General features: G+C 63.9%; 15 protein-coding genes and 1 tRNA gene. 7 read left to right on the plus strand and 9 right to left on the minus strand.

Translation table 11 applies throughout. The annotated features are described in order from the left end of the window. Nucleotides 1–450: 450 nt before the first annotated feature. The 6 genes from pth to CKO25_RS10910 all read right to left on the minus strand — a co-directional run bounded on the left by pth (nucleotide 451) and on the right by CKO25_RS10910 (nucleotide 6004). Entirely contained in the window at nucleotides 451–1041 is a 591-nt protein-coding gene (gene pth / locus CKO25_RS10885) for an aminoacyl-tRNA hydrolase (RefSeq protein ID WP_200387963.1), read from the minus strand. A 229-nt stretch (nucleotides 1042–1270) separates the two neighbouring features. Beyond that, nucleotides 1271–1879: a 50S ribosomal protein L25/general stress protein Ctc gene (locus tag CKO25_RS10890; protein ID WP_200387964.1), complete on the minus strand. Its 609-nt coding sequence runs from the start codon at nucleotides 1877–1879 to the stop codon at nucleotides 1271–1273. Between the two features lie 87 nt (nucleotides 1880–1966). After that, nucleotides 1967–2920 carry a ribose-phosphate diphosphokinase gene (locus tag CKO25_RS10895; RefSeq protein WP_338115107.1) on the minus strand — a complete coding sequence of 318 codons (954 nt, stop codon included), beginning with the start codon at nucleotides 2918–2920 and terminating at the stop codon, nucleotides 1967–1969. Nucleotides 2921–3196: 276 nt separating this feature from the next. Beyond that, nucleotides 3197–3271: transfer RNA gene (locus CKO25_RS10900), tRNA-Gln, on the minus strand. 73 nt (nucleotides 3272–3344) lie between these two features. Then, nucleotides 3345–4223 carry a 4-(cytidine 5'-diphospho)-2-C-methyl-D-erythritol kinase gene (gene ispE / locus CKO25_RS10905; RefSeq protein WP_200387965.1) on the minus strand — a complete coding sequence of 293 codons (879 nt, stop codon included), beginning with the start codon at nucleotides 4221–4223 and terminating at the stop codon, nucleotides 3345–3347. Then, nucleotides 4220–6004 carry a tetratricopeptide repeat protein gene (locus CKO25_RS10910; protein WP_200387966.1) on the minus strand — a complete coding sequence of 595 codons (1785 nt, stop codon included), beginning with the start codon at nucleotides 6002–6004 and terminating at the stop codon, nucleotides 4220–4222. The genes ispE and CKO25_RS10910 overlap by 4 nt, the downstream gene beginning before the upstream one ends. Nucleotides 6005–6186: 182 nt before the next feature. Between CKO25_RS10910 and hemA the strand changes: the two genes are divergently transcribed. The 5 genes from hemA (at nucleotide 6187) to lysM (ending at nucleotide 11208) form a co-directional block, all read left to right on the plus strand. Beyond that, nucleotides 6187–7461, plus strand: a complete 1275-nt coding sequence (gene hemA, locus CKO25_RS10915) for a glutamyl-tRNA reductase (protein WP_200387967.1) — start codon at nucleotides 6187–6189, stop codon at nucleotides 7459–7461. Continuing rightward, nucleotides 7458–8537, plus strand: coding sequence for a peptide chain release factor 1 (gene prfA, locus CKO25_RS10920; RefSeq protein WP_200387968.1), 1080 nt, complete (start codon nucleotides 7458–7460; stop codon nucleotides 8535–8537). The genes hemA and prfA overlap by 4 nt, the downstream gene beginning before the upstream one ends. Further along, nucleotides 8530–9468 carry a peptide chain release factor N(5)-glutamine methyltransferase gene (gene prmC / locus CKO25_RS10925; RefSeq protein WP_200387969.1) on the plus strand — a complete coding sequence of 313 codons (939 nt, stop codon included), beginning with the start codon at nucleotides 8530–8532 and terminating at the stop codon, nucleotides 9466–9468. The genes prfA and prmC overlap by 8 nt, the downstream gene beginning before the upstream one ends. A 94-nt stretch (nucleotides 9469–9562) precedes the next feature. Further along, nucleotides 9563–10540: a patatin-like phospholipase family protein gene (locus tag CKO25_RS10930; RefSeq protein ID WP_200387970.1), complete on the plus strand. Its 978-nt coding sequence runs from the start codon at nucleotides 9563–9565 to the stop codon at nucleotides 10538–10540. A gap of 236 nt (nucleotides 10541–10776) precedes the next feature. After that, on the plus strand, nucleotides 10777–11208 hold the full coding sequence (lysM, locus tag CKO25_RS10935; RefSeq protein WP_200387971.1) for a peptidoglycan-binding protein LysM: 432 nt from the start codon (nucleotides 10777–10779) through the stop codon (nucleotides 11206–11208). A 313-nt stretch (nucleotides 11209–11521) separates the two neighbouring features. On the opposite strand, the gene CKO25_RS10940 is transcribed toward lysM, so the two are convergent. The 3 genes from CKO25_RS10940 to CKO25_RS10950 form a co-directional block, all read right to left on the minus strand. Further along, nucleotides 11522–12316: a dienelactone hydrolase family protein gene (locus CKO25_RS10940; RefSeq protein ID WP_200387972.1), complete on the minus strand. Its 795-nt coding sequence runs from the start codon at nucleotides 12314–12316 to the stop codon at nucleotides 11522–11524. A 266-nt stretch (nucleotides 12317–12582) separates the two neighbouring features. Next, the gene (locus tag CKO25_RS10945) at nucleotides 12583–14340 is read right to left on the minus strand and encodes an ATP-binding protein (RefSeq protein WP_200387973.1); all 1758 of its coding nucleotides are present in this window, start codon (nucleotides 14338–14340) and stop codon (nucleotides 12583–12585) included. 12 nt (nucleotides 14341–14352) lie between these two features. Further along, nucleotides 14353–15549, minus strand: a complete 1197-nt coding sequence (locus CKO25_RS10950; RefSeq protein ID WP_200387974.1) for an FIST signal transduction protein — start codon at nucleotides 15547–15549, stop codon at nucleotides 14353–14355. 374 nt (nucleotides 15550–15923) lie between these two features. On the opposite strand from CKO25_RS10950, the gene CKO25_RS10955 reads away from it, so the two are divergent. Beyond that, a complete protein-coding gene (locus CKO25_RS10955; RefSeq protein WP_200387975.1) occupies nucleotides 15924–16424 on the plus strand; it encodes a LexA family protein in 501 nt (166 codons plus the stop codon). Nucleotides 16425–16451: 27 nt separating this feature from the next. After that, the gene (locus tag CKO25_RS10960; RefSeq protein WP_200387976.1) at nucleotides 16452–17720 is read left to right on the plus strand and encodes a Y-family DNA polymerase; all 1269 of its coding nucleotides are present in this window, start codon (nucleotides 16452–16454) and stop codon (nucleotides 17718–17720) included. The last annotated feature ends 97 nt before the right edge of the window (nucleotides 17721–17817 follow it).

A 17817-nucleotide genomic window follows, 5' to 3' on the forward strand; every position in this document is an offset into this window, starting at 1 on the left:
AACCCGTTCACAGCACCATCCGGCGCGCGCGGCTCTAGCGCCCCGCGCTCAGGCTAACCCGCGCCACTGGAGCGGTTCGTTGCAAGCGTCCTCGAGCCAGGTTTCTTCAAGCGCCAGGACAGACGCGGAACGAAGGGATCGCAACCGTCGGCAATCGACGCATGCAATCGGAATGTTGGCTCGATCTCAATCGAAGGAATGGTCGGTCAGGGACACTGACGCACCGAATCGATGACGCGGAGGCGCAAGACGCAGAGGTATGGTTGACCAGGTTCATCGCCGACGACGGCGCAGATCTTCGATGGATGATTGCGTTTTGTCAATCAAAACACAGCGCCTAGGGCACCCTGATCGACAGAGGACAGGCGCGAGGAGAACACGATGGGTGGGGGATGCCAGAGTCCGCGCAGGACCGACACAAGCCCGTCTCCGCGAGGTGGCGGGGTCACGCTAGGGCGAAGAATGCAGACGATTCATCGCGAGTTGGAAGCGGCCCGCGACCACATCCTCGAGACCGCGCTGCGCCGCGTCCAGTGCGGTCAAAAGCTGTTCGCCATCCACTTTCGAGGGACGGCCCAGCACATACCCCGTTACCAGGGCACGATCCCCAGGATGATCGATCCCGATTCGCAGCCGCCAAAAGTCCCGTGTTCCGAGTGCGGAGATGGTATCACGCAGCCCATTGTGCCCCGCGTGCCCTCCGCCTTGCTTCAAGCGGATCTGACCGACCGGATGATCAAGTTCGTCATGCGCAACCAGGATCTCCTCGGCAGGAATCGAATAGAAGCGGGCGACAGCGGCAATCGACTGCCCACTTCGATTCATGTAAGTCGACGGCTTCAGGATGCGCACATCCTCGCCGCCGATGGTGACGCGACACAGCTGCCCCTGGAATTTGGCCTCGGCCCGGAAGGTTGCCCGCGCCTCGGCCGCCACGCGGTCGGCAAACCAGAACCCGACGTTATGCCGGGTCAGCGCATACTGATCCCCAGGGTTACCCAGTCCCACGAGGAGACGGATCCCGCGCCCACTCCCGCTCATCGCCGCGCACCACCCCACTCCCAATAGGCGGGCGTCCGCCAAGCGGGACCGGTTCGGGGGACGATCTCAGCGCCGGGCACCCGTAACGTCCGGCCCTGTTCGCGAAGGGCTGCGCGCATCGTGGCGGGGGAGAACGCGGCGCAGTGGGGGGACGGGACGGCCAAGCGCCCCGCCGCCGCCAGCGAATGCGGCCGATGATTGTGAAGGCCCACTGCGTCCTGCCCGCCCGTTAGGACTCGTCCTCTTCGGACTCCGTCGCATCGTCACCACCACGCGGGCCGTAGATCATGACAACAGGTTCATCCGGATCCGGCGCATGGGCGAGACTGACTCCCTCGGGCAATTGGATCTCGGACAAATGGATGATCTGACCCATGTCGAGATCGCCCATATCCACCGTGATGAACTCGGGCAAATCTCGCGGCAGGCAGATAATTTCGATCTCGTTGATGTTGCGCGAGACCTGCCCCCCCATCTTCACGCCTTTGCAGCGCTCTTCGTTGAGGAAGTGCAAGGGCACCATCATGCGCAGTTTCTCACCCTGTGTGATCCGCATGAAGTCGACATGTTGGATGAACGGCTTCGCGGGGTGACGCTGAAGATCCTTCAGCACCACCTTCACGGAACGCCCATCAACCTCGAGATCCAACACATGAGAGTAGAATGCCTCGTGCTCCAAATGCTTGAGGAGTTCGTTGTGCCCAACCGAAATCATCTCGGGCTCTTGGTGGCCGCCATACACGATGGCGGGAACCTGACCCGAACGACGCAGGCGGCGGCTCGCACCCGTACCTGACGCCGCGCGAGGTTGCGCTTTGATCTCAAAATTGACGCTCATGGGCGTTCTCCGATTGCTGATTGACTCGATGATTTTTGGACATGGCACTCGGACCCCGCGACCAGGGTCGGCGCGCCATGCAGGGCGTCAGTCGATGAAGAGAGAGCTCACCGACTCTTCATTGGAGACCCGTCGCATCGTCTCGGCGAGCAGTTCGCCAATACTGAGCTGACGGATCCGTGGACAGGCTTGCGCGGCCGGACGGAGCGGAATGGTATTGGTCACCACGAGCTCATCGAGCTGCGACCCGGCGATATTGTCAACCGCCGGGCCAGATAACACGGCATGCGTACAATAGGCCAACACCCGACAGGCGCCGGCATCCTTCAGCGCCGCGGCCGCACGGCACAGGGTGCCCGCGGTATCGACTAGGTCGTCAATGATCACGCAGGTGCGATCACGCACGTCCCCGATGATATTCATGACCTTCGCTTCGTTGGCCCGCGGACGGCGCTTGTCGATGATCGCGAGGTCGGCGTCATCGAGCCGTTTGGCCAGCGCCCGTGCCCGCACCACCCCACCGACGTCGGGCGAAACCACCATGAGGTCGTCATATTTCTTGCGCCAGACATCCCCGAGCAGGATGGGCGAGGCATAGACGTTGTCGACTGGAATGTCGAAGAACCCTTGAATCTGATCGGCGTGCAAATCGACGGTGAGGACCCGATTCGCGCCGGACTGACCGATCATCTTCGCCACCAGTCGCGCCGTGATCGGCACGCGCGCGGAGCGTGGTCGACGATCCTGGCGGGCATAGCCGAAGTAGGGGATGACAGCGGTGATTCGCTTTGCCGACGCCCAGCGCAGGGCATCGATCATGACCAACAGTTCCATGAGATTGTCGTTCGTCGGCGCACCCGTGGGTTGCACAACGAAGACGTCGCGGCCACGCACGTTCTCCTGGATCTCGGCCATGACCTCGCCGTCACTGAATTGACCCACGACGGCCTTGCCGAGCGGGACGCTCAGATAACCGGCAATCTCGATGGAAAGGGCGGGATTCGCATTCCCGGAAAAGACCATCAACTGACTTGCAGGCACGGGATCTTCCTAGCGTCGACTCAGGATCTGTGAGGCGGATCGGGCCAGCACTCGAGGCCCAGCCTGCGTCGCTGTCGCGCACCGAACTCCGCCCGATGAACATCTGCTCGACGCGCCGGAACAGGCAGGGTCGGGCATCGCGGCGTCACCAGGCAACCGCTCCTAACGTCGGTGCCGATGAACAGGCCTCGGTATGAACGACGTGGTCGAGGGCCGGGACGACATGCAGCCTCTTCGCATGCCATCAGACGGGATGACGCACGCGCTGGCGAGGTGTGGCTGGGGCGCCAGGATTCGAACCTGGGGATGCCGGGATCAAAACCCGGTGCCTTACCGCTTGGCTACGCCCCAAATGAGTCGCTCGTTGGCTTTCGTGAACACACGCATGACGATTCATGGCCGAATCGTCCTGGCAACAAAAGAACTACGCGCATTGATGCACCCGCGCGAGCAAAGGCGATTGATTCAATCCACGCGCAACGAATGATCGCATGGACGTCGGGCAGTGCGCCTGTGCTTCTCGTGCCAGTTTTTCGTTCTCGAACACCGCAAACACGCAGGCTCCTGTCCCTGTCAACCGCCCACCTCCCCAGCCATCAAGCCAGGTGAGCGCGGTCGCGACAGGAGGATAGGTGCGGCGAACGACATCAAAACAGTCATTCGGCGACGCGCCTGCAATGAAGTCAGCTAGTGTGGCGGGCGACGAGTCGCGTGTCAACTCAGGATGCGAGAAAACCTCTCGGGTCGATACCGAGCAGGGGGGCGAGAGCACCAGGTACCAGGGTTCCGGCAGATCCACGGGCGTTAATCGCTCGCCGACCCCTTCGCCCCAAGCGGCCCGCCCGCGAATGAACACCGGAACATCGGCACCCAGCGGCAAGGCCAGGGCGGCGAGCGCATCCTCGTCGAGGCCCGTCTTCCAGAGGTGGTTCAAGGCCACCAGGGTGGTTGCGGCATCCGAACTCCCGCCCCCTAGACCGCCCCCCATGGGAAGATGCTTCTGACACCGAATCTCTACCCCGAGAGGGCATCCGGTCGCCTGCTGCAAGGCCAGCGCGGCGCGCATCGTCAGGTCCTCCTCGGTCGCGACCCCTGGCAGCGGCTCCTGGAGCCTGAGCTGCCCGTCATCGCGGACGGAAAACCATAACCAGTCGCAGCGATCGATGAACTGAAAGACCGTCTGCAACTCATGGTAGCCATCGGGACGACGCCCGATGATCCGCAGCATCAGGTTGAGCTTGGCGGGCGCGGGCCACGCCTGGGGCTGCGGCGGGGTCGCGTCAGGCGATACCGGCGCGGTCATGGTCGCCCCTCCGCCTCTTGCACCCGCGTCTCGCTGCCCGGGGCACTCTGCGCCCGGTAACGCTGAATCACCTCGTTCAGATAGGGGTGCTCAGGATGCTCCTGGAGTGCGGCATTCCACACCGCGAGCGCCTCGGGGTGACGATCCATCGCCCACAGCACCTCGCCGAGATGCGCGGCAATCTCACCATCACTCATCGCCTCCAGGGCGCGTTCGAGATAGTCCAAGGCCAGCTCATACTGGCCAAGGCGAAAATACACCCACCCCATACTGTCGAGGATCGCCGGTTCGTCCGGCTTCAGGGTGTAGGCTCGTTCGATCAAGACCAGCGCCTCCTCATAGCGATCGGTGCGATCCGCGAGCGTGTAGCCAAGCGCATTGAGCGCATCGGCATGATCCGGGTCGATCTCGATGATGCGCCGAAGATCACGTTCCGCCTGCTCGATCCGATCACGCTTCACGGCAGCCAAGGCGCGGGCATAGAGCAGGGTCTCGTCGTCGGGATAGGTCGCCAACGCCCGGTCATAGACCGCCATCGCATCCTCGTCCGACCCCACGGACTCGAGCACCTCGGCTTCGATCAGATAAAGCAGGATGGCATTCTCCGGACCCTGATTGCGCAGACCCTGAAGAATCTCGCGCGACCCGGCGATGTCTCCACTGCTCGCCTTCAGGAAGGCGATCCGAATCGCTGAGTCAATCGCGTTCACGCCCTCCACGCGCTCGTACCATTGCAGCGCGAGGTCCGTCTGCTCGGCGCGCTCCTCGGTCTGCCCGAGGTAGTAGGCCGCCTCGTCACGACGCTCGCCCGTGTCATAGAGACGCGTGAAATAGAGACGCGCACCCTCGAGATCATCGAGTTGCAAGGACAGGATCCCAACCGCGAAGAGGACATCCGGCTCCTTCGGCCGGTTGCGCAAGAGCCGCTCGAAGACATCCCGGGCGCTGGAAAACTCCTCCTCCTCGACGAGGAACTGGCCGTACAGGAGTCGCAGCGACTGATCGTCGGGATTCTCGCCGAGGTATTCCTCGAGCAGGAGACGGGCTTCCTCGCGGCGATCCTCCGAGATCAAGAGCTTGACGAGGAATAAACGCGGCTTGTTCCACTGTGGACTCAGTTCGAGCGCGCGCCGCGCCGCGGCGTCCGCGATCTCGATCTGTCGGGCACTCGCGGCAACCATGGCCAGCGAGTGTTGCGCGTGCGCGCTCTCGCGGTATTGATCGGCCAGCGCCTGCATCAGACCGAGGCGGGTCTCGGCAGTGGGGGCACGCGTGATGATGGCCGCGGCGTGCGCGAAGGCCGCGTCCGGATCATCCGGCGTCAGATCGACCAGCCGCATCAGATGAATCAAGGCCCCCTCGTGATCCGAGGCCTTGATTCGCGAGAAGGCGCCCACCTGATGCGCGCTAAGCGAGCTTGGATCGAGCTCCAGCCACAGCTGAACGCCGCTATCGATCGCCGCTGAGTCATCACCGCTGATCGCGCTGCGCACCGCCAACTCGGCAATGCGTGCGTCCTGGGTGAGTTCGGCCGCATCCATGTAGTAGGCGAAAGCCACTTCGGTCTCACCGCGCCGGGCGGCGAGTTCCGCGGCGAGGATCATGAACACCTGGTCGGCGGTCAGCCCCACCATCTCCACGGGTGGCGTCTCGGAGGGGGGGGCGCGCTCGCTGACCGGTTCGGACTGCGCGGGAGCCATGCCGCCGACGAGGGCTAGGACCAGAAGTCCAGCGGGTACAGAGGCTGTGGTGCGAAAACGGGAGAAACGTCGGGGGTGCATGGTCAATATGATCCGGCAAGAGCCAACATAAAACGATCAGTTTGATCGTAAGAGCCTAGTATACCCAAGCAGTTCCTCACCCAAATACCACGTGAAAACGCACGAGATCGCGCATCATGGGTTTTCATCCAGCGAGGAAAGTCGGACAATCCCCTCCCACGGCAACTGACATCCAGCGAACTATGAAGCTGCTCATCCTTGGACTCAATCACAAGACGGCGCCGGTCGATGTCCGCGAGCGGCTTGCATTCGGACCCGATATCATCGTCGGCGCCTTGCGCGATCTGACGAACTGCGACGGGATCGCCGAGGGCGTGGTGCTCTCGACGTGTAACCGCACCGAGATCTATTGCGCCGTTCAGGACTGCGCCGAGGAGGCGGTCCGGCATTGGCTGAGTCGCTTCCACGGGATCGAGCACGAACGCGTGAGTCCGTTCCTCTACGCCTACATCGGGCGCGATGCCGTCGTGCATCTGCTGCGCGTCTGCAGTGGACTGGATTCGATGGTCCTCGGAGAACCGCAAATCCTCGGTCAGGTGAAAACCGCGTACCAAACCGCCACCGACTGTACGGCCACGGGGAAATTACTCGGACGCCTCTTCCAGCATGCCTTCTCGGTGGCCAAAACCGTGCGTACCGAGACCGCGATCGGCAGCAGTCCGGTCTCCGTAGCCTTCGCGGCGGTCAATCTGGCGCGTCAGATCTTTAGCGATCTCTCCGAGCAGACCGCCTTGCTGATCGGCGCGGGGGAAACCATCGAGCTGGCCGCGCGCCATCTGCACCGCGCGGGGATTGGCCGCATCATCGTGGCCAACCGCACCGTCGAGCGTGCGCACGAACTCGCCTCGCAGTTCGATGGCTTCGCCATCTCCCTGGCCGAGATCGGCAACCACCTCGCCGAGGGCGACATCGTCATCGCCTCCACCGCCAGCCCACTGCCGGTGCTCGGGAAAGGGACCGTCGAGCGGGCACTGAAGAAACGCAAACACCGCCCGATGTTCATGGTGGACATTGCTGTCCCACGCGACATCGAGCCAGAGGTGCGCGAGCTGAACGATGTCTATCTCTACACCATCGACGACCTCCAGGGTGTCATCGACGAAGGGCTGCGCTCCCGGCAAGCCGCCGCGGCCCAGGCCGAGGACATCATCGCCTTCCATTCCGATGAATTCATGGCCTGGCTGCGCTCGCTCGATGCCGCCGGTCTGATTCAGGACTATCGCCAGCGTGCCGAGGAACTCCGCGACGACGTCCTCGCCCGCGCACAACGCCAGCTCGACGCCGGCAAACCACCCGCCGAAGTGCTCAACTATCTCGCGCATACCCTCACCAATAAGTTACTGCACGCACCCAGCTCACGGCTGCGTCAGGCCGCGCGCGAGGGCGAGGCGGAGATCCTGGTGGCCGCGAACGAACTCTTCCAACTCGACCCGAGTCGCACTCACGCCAACCCATGAATCTGTCGATTCGGCGCAAGATGGAGCGCGCCTCCGAGCGCTTCGGCGAAGTCGTGGCCTTGCTGGCCGAGTCCGAAACCCAGGCTGATCAAGATCGCTTCCGGGAACTGAGCCGCGAATACGCTCAGCTCGAACCGCTCATCGAGGTCTATCAGCGCTTTTGCGCCGCCGAGCGTGATATCGCCGCCGCCGAGGAAATGCTAGGCGACCCGGAGATGGCGGCGCTGGCGCGCGAGGAACTCAACGCGGCCACCACCACGCGTGACCGTCTCGAACCGGACGTCTATCGGCTGCTCATCCCACCCGACCCGGACGATCAACGCAATGTCTTCCTCGAGGTCCGGGCCGGGACCGGCGGTGCCGAGGCCGCTCTGTTTGCCGGCGATCTCATCAAGATGTACCTGCGCTATGCTGAACTCATGCGTTGGCAGGTCGAGCCCATCTCCGAGAGCCCCGGCGATCTCGGTGGCTACAAGGAGATCGTGGTCCGCATCACCGGAACCGGGGTCTTCTCGCGTCTCAAGTTCGAACCGGGCGCTCACCGGGTACAGCGGATCCCCGAAACCGAATCCCAAGGCCGCGTCCATACCTCGGCCTGCACGGTCGCCGTGCTGCCCGAGGCCGACGTCATCGACTCGATCGCCATCAATTCGGCCGAGTTGCGCATCGACACCTATCGCTCGTCCGGCGCGGGCGGACAGCATGTCAACAAGACAGACTCGGCCATTCGCATCACCCATCTGCCGTCCGGGATCGTGGTCGAATGCCAAGAAGAGCGCTCCCAGCATAAGAACCGAGCCCGAGCCATGTCGTTGCTGCAGGCCCGACTCCTGTCGGACGCACGCGCCAGTCAAGCATCGGAGCAGTCCCAATCACGGCGCCTCCAAGTCGGCAGCGGCGATCGCTCCGAGCGCATTCGGACCTACAATTTTCCGCAAAATCGTCTGACCGATCACCGCATCAATCTGACGCTCTATAAGCTCGACGACATCATGACCGGCCAACTCGACCAGGTCATCGATCCACTGATCCAGGAATATCAGGCGGAACAGCTCACCGCCATGATGCATGACTGAATCGACCCGGCCCGCGCCCGACCTGCCGGCGAGCGGCGACCCGCGGGGGCTTTCCGACACACTCGGCTGGCGGGTGTGCGAGCTGTTGCGCAACGCCACCGCCGCCCTCGCCCACCGTCCCGATGCCACGCCCCACCTGGAGGCGTGCCGCTTGCTCAGTGAAGCGACCGGCTGGGCGCAGACCCGCCTGCTCGCATGGCCGGACCAGTGCCTCGAGCCGCGCGCACGCGCCGCCTTTGTCGCGCTCCTCACCCGTCGGCTGCAGGGTGAACCCATCGCCTATCTGCTGGGACGACAAGGCTTCTGGACCTTGGAACTCAGGGTGACGCCGGCAACACTCATCCCGCGCCCCGAAACCGAACATCTGGTCGAGACCACCCTGGCGGAACTCCCTGCCGATGCCCCGCTGTGCGTGGCGGATCTGGGCACCGGCAGCGGCGCGGTGGCCTTGGCGCTCGCCAGCGAGCGAGCGCACTGGCAGCTGATCGCCACGGATCGCTCGTCCGCGGCCCTCGCGGTCGCTCGCTCCAACTGTCAGCGTCTCGGCCTCACCCAGGTGGCCCTCGTCCAGGGCGACTGGCTGCGCCCGTTCGCCAATCAGAGCCTCGATGCACTTGTCAGCAATCCACCCTATATCCCCGCGCAGGACCCACACCTCACCCAAGGCGACCTACGGTTCGAGCCACCCCTTGCCCTGACCCCCGGTGGCGACGGCCTCGACGCCTATCGCGCCATGCTCCAGGACGCCGGGCGCTGCCTGCGCCCCGCTGGCCTCATCGCCCTGGAGCATGGCGCGGACCAAGCGCGACCGGTGCGCCAACTCCTCGCCGCCGCGGGATTCCGGGCCGTGACCACCCACGCCGACCTCGCGGGCCACGCGCGCATCACCTGCGCACGGCAGCCGGCGCGTTCCCGGGAGAAGCCTTCGTGAACAGAGGCACCCTGCCTTCTTGACGGTCCGGATGGCGCCCGGACCTTGTTCTCAACCTGATCCTCAGCAGCGACTGCGACAGCGGTGATCCAGCATGGCTCAGCACGACCTTCCGACTCTCTCCCTGGCACTCGGTAGCGGTGGCGCCCGTGGCATCGCCCATATCGGGATCATCGAGTGGCTGACCGAGCAGGGGTATCGGATCAGCTCGATCAGTGGCTCCTCCATGGGTGCCTTGGTGGGCGGGATCTATGCCGCCGGCGAACTCGAAACCTACAAGCAATGGGTGTGCGCGCTGAGCCGTGGTGATGTCCTGCGCTTCGTGGACCTTGCATTCAGTGGCGCGGGTCTGATCAAGGGGGATCGGATCATCGAGACCTTGCGCGCCATGGTCGGCGAGCATGCGATCGAAGACCTCGACATGAGCTACACCGCCGTCGCCACCGATCTTGACCGACAACGCGAGATCTGGATCTCACAAGGCCCGCTCTTCGACGCCATCCGGGCCTCGATCGCCGTGCCTGGCGTGTTTACACCGCACCCCTATCGGGGGTTGACCTTGGTCGACGGTGGCCTACTCAATCCCGTCCCGATCGCCCCGACCTTCCGCGATTTCTCGGACCTCACGGTCGCGGTCAATCTGAACGCGAACACCTCCCGAGCGCGCGTGTTCGTCGCCTCGGCGCCCGGCCCGAACGCGCGCACGGAAGAGCCTAAAGCACCGCAAGCGGACGGTGGGAGCGCGGACAGATTGGGCTACCAGGACCGCATCCGCGAGTTTTGGGAGGCCATCGGCGAGAATTTCACCGGCCGCGAGGAGGATCAGGTCGGGATCTTCGATCTCACGCTCCGCTCGTTCGAGACCATGCAGAACGCCATCGCGGCAGTAAAGCTCGCCGCCTATCAACCAGACATCGTGATCGATGTGCCACGCGACGCCTGCGCGGCGCATGAGTTCCACCGGGCGACCGAGCTGATCGAGCTCGGCCGACGCCTCGCCGAGGAGGCGCTTGGCGCGCACCGGGCGCGCGGGAGTCACCAACCTCATGCCCGCGACGCCCCGCGCGCCTAGAGCTGATCGAGTGGTTAGTGGTTAGTGGTTAGTGGTTAGTGGTCAGCCAAACTGAACCGAATCAGAATCGACCAAGGTTGCTTGCCGGCTCGCCGAGCCGCGAGACGGCAGTCTCGCGCCTTGACCCACCCACGGGTGCTGGCTAACCTTCTGAAACCAAGTCAAGATTGAGTTGGCTCGGTCTCATGTCGAGCTCTCGGCAACGCCTCCTCATCACTCATCAATAGGACATCGCAATGGGACTCTGGTCATTTGCAAAATCGGCGGGCAAGAAAGTGTTCGGTGGAAACGCCCAAGCCGCCACCTCGCCTGATCCCTCGGCATTGCAACAGGAGGTCGCGGATCTCGGCCTCGACGCGACCGGCGTCGAGATCAAGGTCGAGGGTGACAAAGTGGTCGTCGAAGGCCAGGCCGTCAGCGCCGAGATGAAGGAGAAGATCATCCTCGCAGTCGGCAACATCGAGGGCGTCTCCGAGGTCGAGGCAGAGGTGACCGAGGGCCCGGAGCCGGTCTTTCACACCGTGGTCAAAGGGGACACGCTCTCGGCCATCGCCCAGAAGACCCTGGGCCATGCCAACCGTTACAACGAGATCTTCGAGGCCAACCGCCCAATGCTGACCCATCCCGACAAGATCTATCCCGGTCAGGTGCTTCGCATCCCGCAGTGAGGGTCAAGGCCGATGACGGAGGATCAGCGCGCGGCCGACGAGCAGGCGCTGTCCTGGACTGGGGCTGTAATGGCCCGGTCGCTGTGATGGCGAGCCTCGTAAGTGCGCCGGCGAGATCCGTGTCTCGCTCCTATCTGGCCCATCCGAGTTGGGCGCACCCTGGTTGCGGTCGCGATATCTATGTTCTGTCGCAACTCGTGGGCGCGAGCGCTCGAGCGGTCGGCGTCGACATGACCGAGGAGCAACTGGCCGTGGCCGAACGGCATCGCGCCGACCATCGCGACACCTTCGGTTTCGCCCACGAGAATGCGGTTCAGTGCGAGAACAGCTCGTCGAAGAAGGCCTGCATCCGTGCCCAGGAGCGGGCGTCGGCCTGTGCGTCGTACTGGAGATTCTCGATCCCATAGGCCCCGACATCAGGATTGGTGAAGGCATGGCGCGCCCCACCATAGATGTCCATCTCCCAGTTCGCGCCCGCCTCCTCGAGCTTGTTCTGGAAATTGGTGACCACCTCTGGTGGGATGAAGCTGTCCGCTTGACCGTGCAGCACCAGAATCTTCGGGCCGATCGCACCGAATGACTCCTCCGGTGCGGCGGGCAGTGAACCGTGGAAGCTCACCACTCCGAGCACGTTCTCGCCACCGGCATAGGCCAGTTGCAATACCGTGCCACCACCGAAACAGTAACCGATCGCGGCGATCTTGGCGGGGTCTACCAACTCGCTATCCTGCAGTTGGCTGAGCGCGAGCCCGATGCGCTCCAACCAGAGCTCGGACTCGGAGGTCACCTCCTGCATCCAATCCCGGGCCTGACCTGGATCATCCGTCACCTGTCCGTTCCCATACATGTCGGCGGCAAAAGCGACGTAGCCCAACTCCGCCAGCATCCGTGCCCGTGCCTTGGCGTAATCGTTCAAACCCCACCACTCGTGAAAGACCAACACGCCCGGTCGTGGTCCCTCGATGCTGTCGTCCCAGTAGAGGTAGCCGGTGAGCGGCACCTCATCGGACAGATATTCGATCATCTCGGAGCGGACTTCGGCGAGCGCGGAGACCGGGGCCGCGACGGCCGCGGCGCATAGGATCAGGGCAGCAGTGGTGGTGCGCATGGGATCACCTCATATCGGGTTGGTTGAGCGGTCCAGGGCGGGAGCAGCACTGGGACGGGATCTCCCAACGGACTGCAACTGTATCTGGAGCCCACCGCGTGAAATCCACTGAGGCTAGTTCGCGGGGGCATGGGATGGAGCGGTCTGACTGGCGAGAGGAGGCTAGCGAAGGGGCACGGGTTCAGTCAAGGTACCACGCCTGCCCCCCTCGAAACCCGGCGCAACCGTCCCGCTGTTTGCTTGCGAGGCCATCAGCACAAGGGCGCTCAAGACGACGGGGGTGACGCGAACAAGCGCCGGATTTCGGACTCCAGCGCATTGAGACTCATGGGTTTTGCGACATAACCATCCATCCCGGCCGCGAAACAACGGGCACGATCCTCACTCAGGGCGTTGGCGGTCATCGCAATGATGGGCAGACGAGGCTGGCCCAACTCGCGTTCCCGTTCACGAATCGCACGGGTCGCGTTCAGACCATCGAGCTCGGGCATCTCCATATCCATCAAGATCAGTGAAAAGGATTCCGCGGCGAGCCGCTCCAGCGCATGGCGACCATGATCGGCCAGTGCAAAGTCCAATTCCAAGCGGCCGAGCATGGCCGCGCCAATCTGCTGATTGATGCGATTGTCATCGACCAGCAGGACGCGCCCGCCAACGAGTTCGTTCAACGGACATCGAACAGGCTCAAGGTGCTCGGCACTGACGGCGGTCTTGGCGAGAGCAGGCGGTTGTGTTGCCTCCCGCAGAGGAAGCTGGAAGTGAAAGCAAGACCCCTCGCCAACCGCGCTTTCGACCTCTAGGCGTCCGTTCATCGCGTGCACCAGTTCCTTCGAAATCATCAGCCCCAAGCCCGTCCCGCCGTATTGACGGGTGATGCTCTCATCGGCTTGGGTGAACGGCTGGAACAATCGCGCCAGGGTCTCCGCATCCATGCCAATCCCGGTATCACGGACCTGGAACCCCAATTCCGAACGGTCCAGGGTCACCCGCAGTTCAACCTCGCCCGTTTCGGTGAACTTGATGGCATTGTTGATCAGATTGATCAGAACCTGCCGCAATCGGGTTGGATCGCCCAAGATGAATTGGGGGACCTCGGGCGAGCGATCGATCCTGAAGTCCAGACCTTTCGCCGCGGCGCGTTCGAGAACCATGCCACGCACGGATTCGAGGGTCTCGTCGAGGTCGAATGCAATGTGCTCCAACGTCATACCGCCGGCTTCGATCTTGGCGAGATCCAGCACCGCGTTGATGAGGTCCATCAAATGCTTGCCCGAGACGGTAATCAGGTCGACATAATGCTGCTGCGACGGGGTCAGAGGCTCGGCCAGCAAGAGTTCGGCAAAGCCGATCACCGCGTTCAGCGGCGTGCGCAGTTCGTGGCTCATGCGCGAGACGAACCCCGATTTGGCGCGGCTGGCTTGTTCGGCCGCTTCCTTGGCGATGGCCAAATCACGTTCGCGCATCGCGCTCTCACGGGCCCGTAACCCATCGGCACACCGTCGCAGAGCCTGGGCGAAGATCGGCAAAAAGCGACGAAACAGATCTTGTTGCGCGGGCGAGAGCAGGTGACGATCACCAGTGGTTTCGGCACACAAGAGCACAAAGACGTCGTCGCCCACACCAATGCGACCACAAAGCAGGCTGGTCATTCCACTCAACGGCAGCGCCAGCCCCAGGGCCTCGTTCAGGGCCTCCGGATCGGAGAGTGCTCGCCACGGTCGCCGGGCCAAATAATCCAGCCAGGCGGCAGAGCGAACGCAGTCGCGCAAACCAGGCCCGGTCCCGGGAGCGGCCAAGGGTTCGCACGCCCCATTCAACGAACAAAGCACCAGATCCTCAATGTTCAGCGCCCGACTCAGGTGGCCGAGCAGTCGCTCCGGTCCGTGCTCCCAATCATCGCTTTCCCCCAAATCCTGCAGGGCAAGCGCGATGGCGTCGCTGCTCTTGCGCGTGCGCTCATCACGCTCACGCAGATTGGCCAATTCGACCAAGGCATCCAGGAGCAGCGCTTCGTTCTGAGACATGAGCGATCGGGATCAGCGCGAAAACACCACCGACGAGATCATCAGGTTCCCGTGGCGGTTGTGGTTGGCCACGGCCGGTCCCTGCTCACCGAAGGTGAAGGCGGCGATGATCGGGACCCCAGGTAACGCCTCCGCCAGCGCCGCACGCACTTGATCCATCCGCGCTTGCACCGTGAGCATACAGCCGGCGCAGAACACCAGGATCATCCCGGCAATGTCCTCACGCGCGATCTCACCGACCCGAGCCGCGGCTTGCGCCACCAGCACCGGGCGATTGACCAGGGCATCGATGGTCCCCCGCATCAGCACCATCTCCTCGCCCTCGGCGACTCCGGTGAAGAGGGTCATCGAGCCGTCCGCGCGGATGGTCTCTGGGTGCGAGAGGATGTAGACATCCGCCCCGCCGAGGGTGCTCATGGTACGACCAAGCGGCCACAGCGAGGTACTCATGAGAACATTCTCCGACCCTGTGCTCGGAACCGCGATCGCACCCTCGGTCCACTCAGCGTAAACCTGAGCCGCCGGGCGGTGGTCGAGTTCAAGCAGTCGGCGTCCATCGCAGCCGGTGATGCGACCACTGTGCATCGTTGGCATGTAACCAGAATGGAAGGCCGCGCCGACCTTGCCACTGGGAAACAGCACGCTCAAGACCAGCCCCTGCGACACCACCGTCTCGCCATCGGACATGCGCCACTGCCCGGCAATCTCATTGTCCGCCGCTGACCCACCCACGATGGGCGTGGTATCGGACACCACATCCTGAATCCCCGCGATGAGGTCCTCTTCCTCGCCAGGTGCGCTCGACATCCATACGAGCGTCGGACTTTCACCGAATCGACCGGCATCGCGAAGCGCTGCACGCGTGAGCGTCGCAGCGGCAGCGCGAGCATCGCCACCGAGTTCGCCACCAGCCGTGCCATAGTCACCTTCGGCATCGGCAATGGCGAACAGGCATAAGCCCGGCTGCGGTCCCATCGCCAATGCGGTCTCCGTGAAACTGCCATGACAGGAGGTGGCCAGATGCAATCGCGCGTTCGGCCAGTGATTGCGCAGGGCCTGCGCGAGCGCGTGCAAATCATGTCGGGCATCCGCTTGCGCCATGAGGTAATCAGGCTCGCTCACACCCTCGGCGCAGATGTGCGCGATGCACGACTCAACCGCCTCGTGGGTCGACTCTGCCATGGCTGCTGCACTGGCCATCTTCATCATGATGCGGATCTCCTGAATCGTGGATCAAGGGCGTATGCTGCGCACAGCATCGATCACAAGCCAGACTGGGGCGGCCATGAGATGGCCGCAAGGCATCGCTCTAAACAACGAAGTGGGGGCTAGGCAAGCGGTGAAACACCTCGACGAACGCCATGCTGACCGGGCAGGACAACTCGCCAAATCGCATGCGGCATTCAGATCCAACCGCCCGCCATCCTGATCATCGCCAGGATCTGTCTAGACCTGAGTACAGCATACTGATCGCATGCTGCACAGACCACCGTTGACCGAATCGCACACGCTAGGAGCGATGCGACGCGAGCCGAGGTGCGCTATGATGACTGTTCATATCAACAGCCATCATCCCTCCGCCCATGTCCCGATTCGCGACCTTCGATGCTGGCATCGGTCTGGTTTCCGCTCGCGCGCCCGAGCGGGCCGCTTCGGACCCGCTGGTGGCGCTGCGCCCTGGCACAGTCAGTCCACCGCCCTGCCCGCTCCCGCTCTTCCAGTCGCGCATCCCGGCCGGCTTTCCCTCACCAGCGGATGATGAGCTCGAAGGGACCATCGATCTGAACGAGCAGTTGATCCGCCATCCGGCAGCGACCTTCTTCCTGCGGGTGAAGGGCGATTCCATGATCGGCGCCGGCATCCATGACGGTGATCTAGTGATCGTGGACCGTGCGCTCAATGCGAAGTCGGGATCGATCGTGGTGGCCGCGGTTGATGGTGAGCTGACCCTGAAGCGGCTGAAGATCGCCGGTGGTCGGGTCTGGCTGGTGCCGGAACACTCCGACTATGCGCCGTTGGAGCTCCGCGGCGAGATGGACCTGGTGGTCTGGGGCGTGGTGGCCCATGTGGTGCATTCGTTTTGAGATTGGATCCGCCCAGGGACACCCGTGATGTTCGCCCTGGTCGACTGCAACAACTTCTACGCCTCCTGCGAGCGGCTCTTCCGGCCGAGCTTGGAGGGCCGCCCGGTGGTGGTGCTCTCCAACAACGACGGTTGCGTGGTGGCGCGCAGCAACGAGGCGAAGGCACTCGGCATCCCGATGGGGGCGCCCTACTTCAGGTACGCCGAGGTCTTGCGCCGGGCCGATGCCGCCGTCTTCTCCTCGAACTATGCCCTCTACGGGGATCTGTCGCGGCGGGTGATGCAGGTGCTGGCGGGGTTCGTCCCGCGGATCGAGGTCTACTCCATCGACGAGTGCTTTCTGGATCTGACCGGGATGTCGGCTGATCCCACCGTCCTGGGGCTGGAGATCGTCGCCAGGGTGCGGCGCTGGACCGGCATTCCGGTCGCGGTTGGGATGGCCCCGACCAAGACCTTGGCCAAGCTCGCCAATCGGCTGGCCAAGAAGGGCCATGGTCCGCTCGGTCCGGTGCTCGACTGGTCGGGATTGCCGGATCGCGACGCCCTGCTGGGGTCCGTTGCGGTGGAAGATCTCTGGGGCATCGCCAGCCGTTTGGGGAGCCGGCTGCGCGAGTACGGCATCGCCGATGCGCTGGCGTTGCGTGAGGCGCACCCGCAGCGGTTGCGCGCCGCCTTCGGCGTGGTGGTGGAGCGCATCGCCCGGGAGCTGCGCGGGCAAGCCTGTCTGGCGCTCGAGGAGGTGGCGCCCCCGCGGCGTCAGATCATGGTCTCGCGCAGCTTTAGGGCGCGGGTGAGCGACCCGGCGGAGCTGCGCGCGGCGGTGACGGCCTTCGCCAGTCGGGCCGGGGAGAAGCTGCGGGCGCAGGGGCTCGCCGCCCCGGCGCTGACGGTGTTCGTGCAGACCAACCCCTTCGATACGGCGCGGGCGTACGATGCCAATGCCGTGACCTGTGGTTTCCCGGTGCCGACGCAGGACAGTGGGGTGCTGGTGCGGGCCGCGACCCGCGGGGTCGACCGACTGTTTCGCACCGGCGCTGCCTACCGCAAGGCCGGGGTGCTGTTGCCGGATGTGATCCCGGCGGAGCAGGCACCAGCGGATCTGTTCGAGGGCGTGGGGGATGAGGTGCGCAGCCATCAACGCATGGCGGTGCTGGATGCGGTCAACCGCAAGTACGGGCGTGAGACGCTGCGCTTCGCGGGACAACTCACGGGATCCCGTTGGCCACGGCGCTCGGAGCGCGGCTCTGGGGTCTCGACGACACGTTGGGCGGAGTTGGCGGAGGTGCGGGCGGGGTGATCCCGGCGCGCGGCTCGCGGCTCGGTTCGGATCGCCGACTCGACGTCAGGGGTATCGAACACCGTTGACGCCCAGGTGGTCACAGCCGAGCGTCCCG

The sequence above is a fragment of the Thiocapsa imhoffii genome (assembly GCF_016583985.1).
Taxonomy (GTDB): domain Bacteria; phylum Pseudomonadota; class Gammaproteobacteria; order Chromatiales; family Chromatiaceae; genus Thiocapsa; species Thiocapsa imhoffii.

Coding starts and splice junctions, on each gene's coding strand:
- pth (WP_200387963.1), bottom strand. CDS start 1,041: ATGAGCGGGAGTGGGCGCGGGATCCGTCTCCTCGTGGGACTGGGTAAC.
- CKO25_RS10890 (WP_200387964.1), bottom strand. CDS start 1,879: ATGAGCGTCAATTTTGAGATCAAAGCGCAACCTCGCGCGGCGTCAGGT.
- ispE (WP_200387965.1), bottom strand. CDS start 4,223: ATGACCGCGCCGGTATCGCCTGACGCGACCCCGCCGCAGCCCCAGGCG.
- CKO25_RS10910 (WP_200387966.1), bottom strand. CDS start 6,004: ATGCACCCCCGACGTTTCTCCCGTTTTCGCACCACAGCCTCTGTACCC.
- hemA (WP_200387967.1), top strand. CDS start 6,187: ATGAAGCTGCTCATCCTTGGACTCAATCACAAGACGGCGCCGGTCGAT.
- prfA (WP_200387968.1), top strand. CDS start 7,458: ATGAATCTGTCGATTCGGCGCAAGATGGAGCGCGCCTCCGAGCGCTTC.
- prmC (WP_200387969.1), top strand. CDS start 8,530: ATGACTGAATCGACCCGGCCCGCGCCCGACCTGCCGGCGAGCGGCGAC.
- CKO25_RS10930 (WP_200387970.1), top strand. CDS start 9,563: ATGGCTCAGCACGACCTTCCGACTCTCTCCCTGGCACTCGGTAGCGGT.
- lysM (WP_200387971.1), top strand. CDS start 10,777: ATGGGACTCTGGTCATTTGCAAAATCGGCGGGCAAGAAAGTGTTCGGT.
- CKO25_RS10940 (WP_200387972.1), bottom strand. CDS start 12,316: ATGCGCACCACCACTGCTGCCCTGATCCTATGCGCCGCGGCCGTCGCG.
- CKO25_RS10945 (WP_200387973.1), bottom strand. CDS start 14,340: ATGTCTCAGAACGAAGCGCTGCTCCTGGATGCCTTGGTCGAATTGGCC.
- CKO25_RS10950 (WP_200387974.1), bottom strand. CDS start 15,549: ATGATGAAGATGGCCAGTGCAGCAGCCATGGCAGAGTCGACCCACGAG.
- CKO25_RS10955 (WP_200387975.1), top strand. CDS start 15,924: ATGTCCCGATTCGCGACCTTCGATGCTGGCATCGGTCTGGTTTCCGCT.
- CKO25_RS10960 (WP_200387976.1), top strand. CDS start 16,452: ATGTTCGCCCTGGTCGACTGCAACAACTTCTACGCCTCCTGCGAGCGG.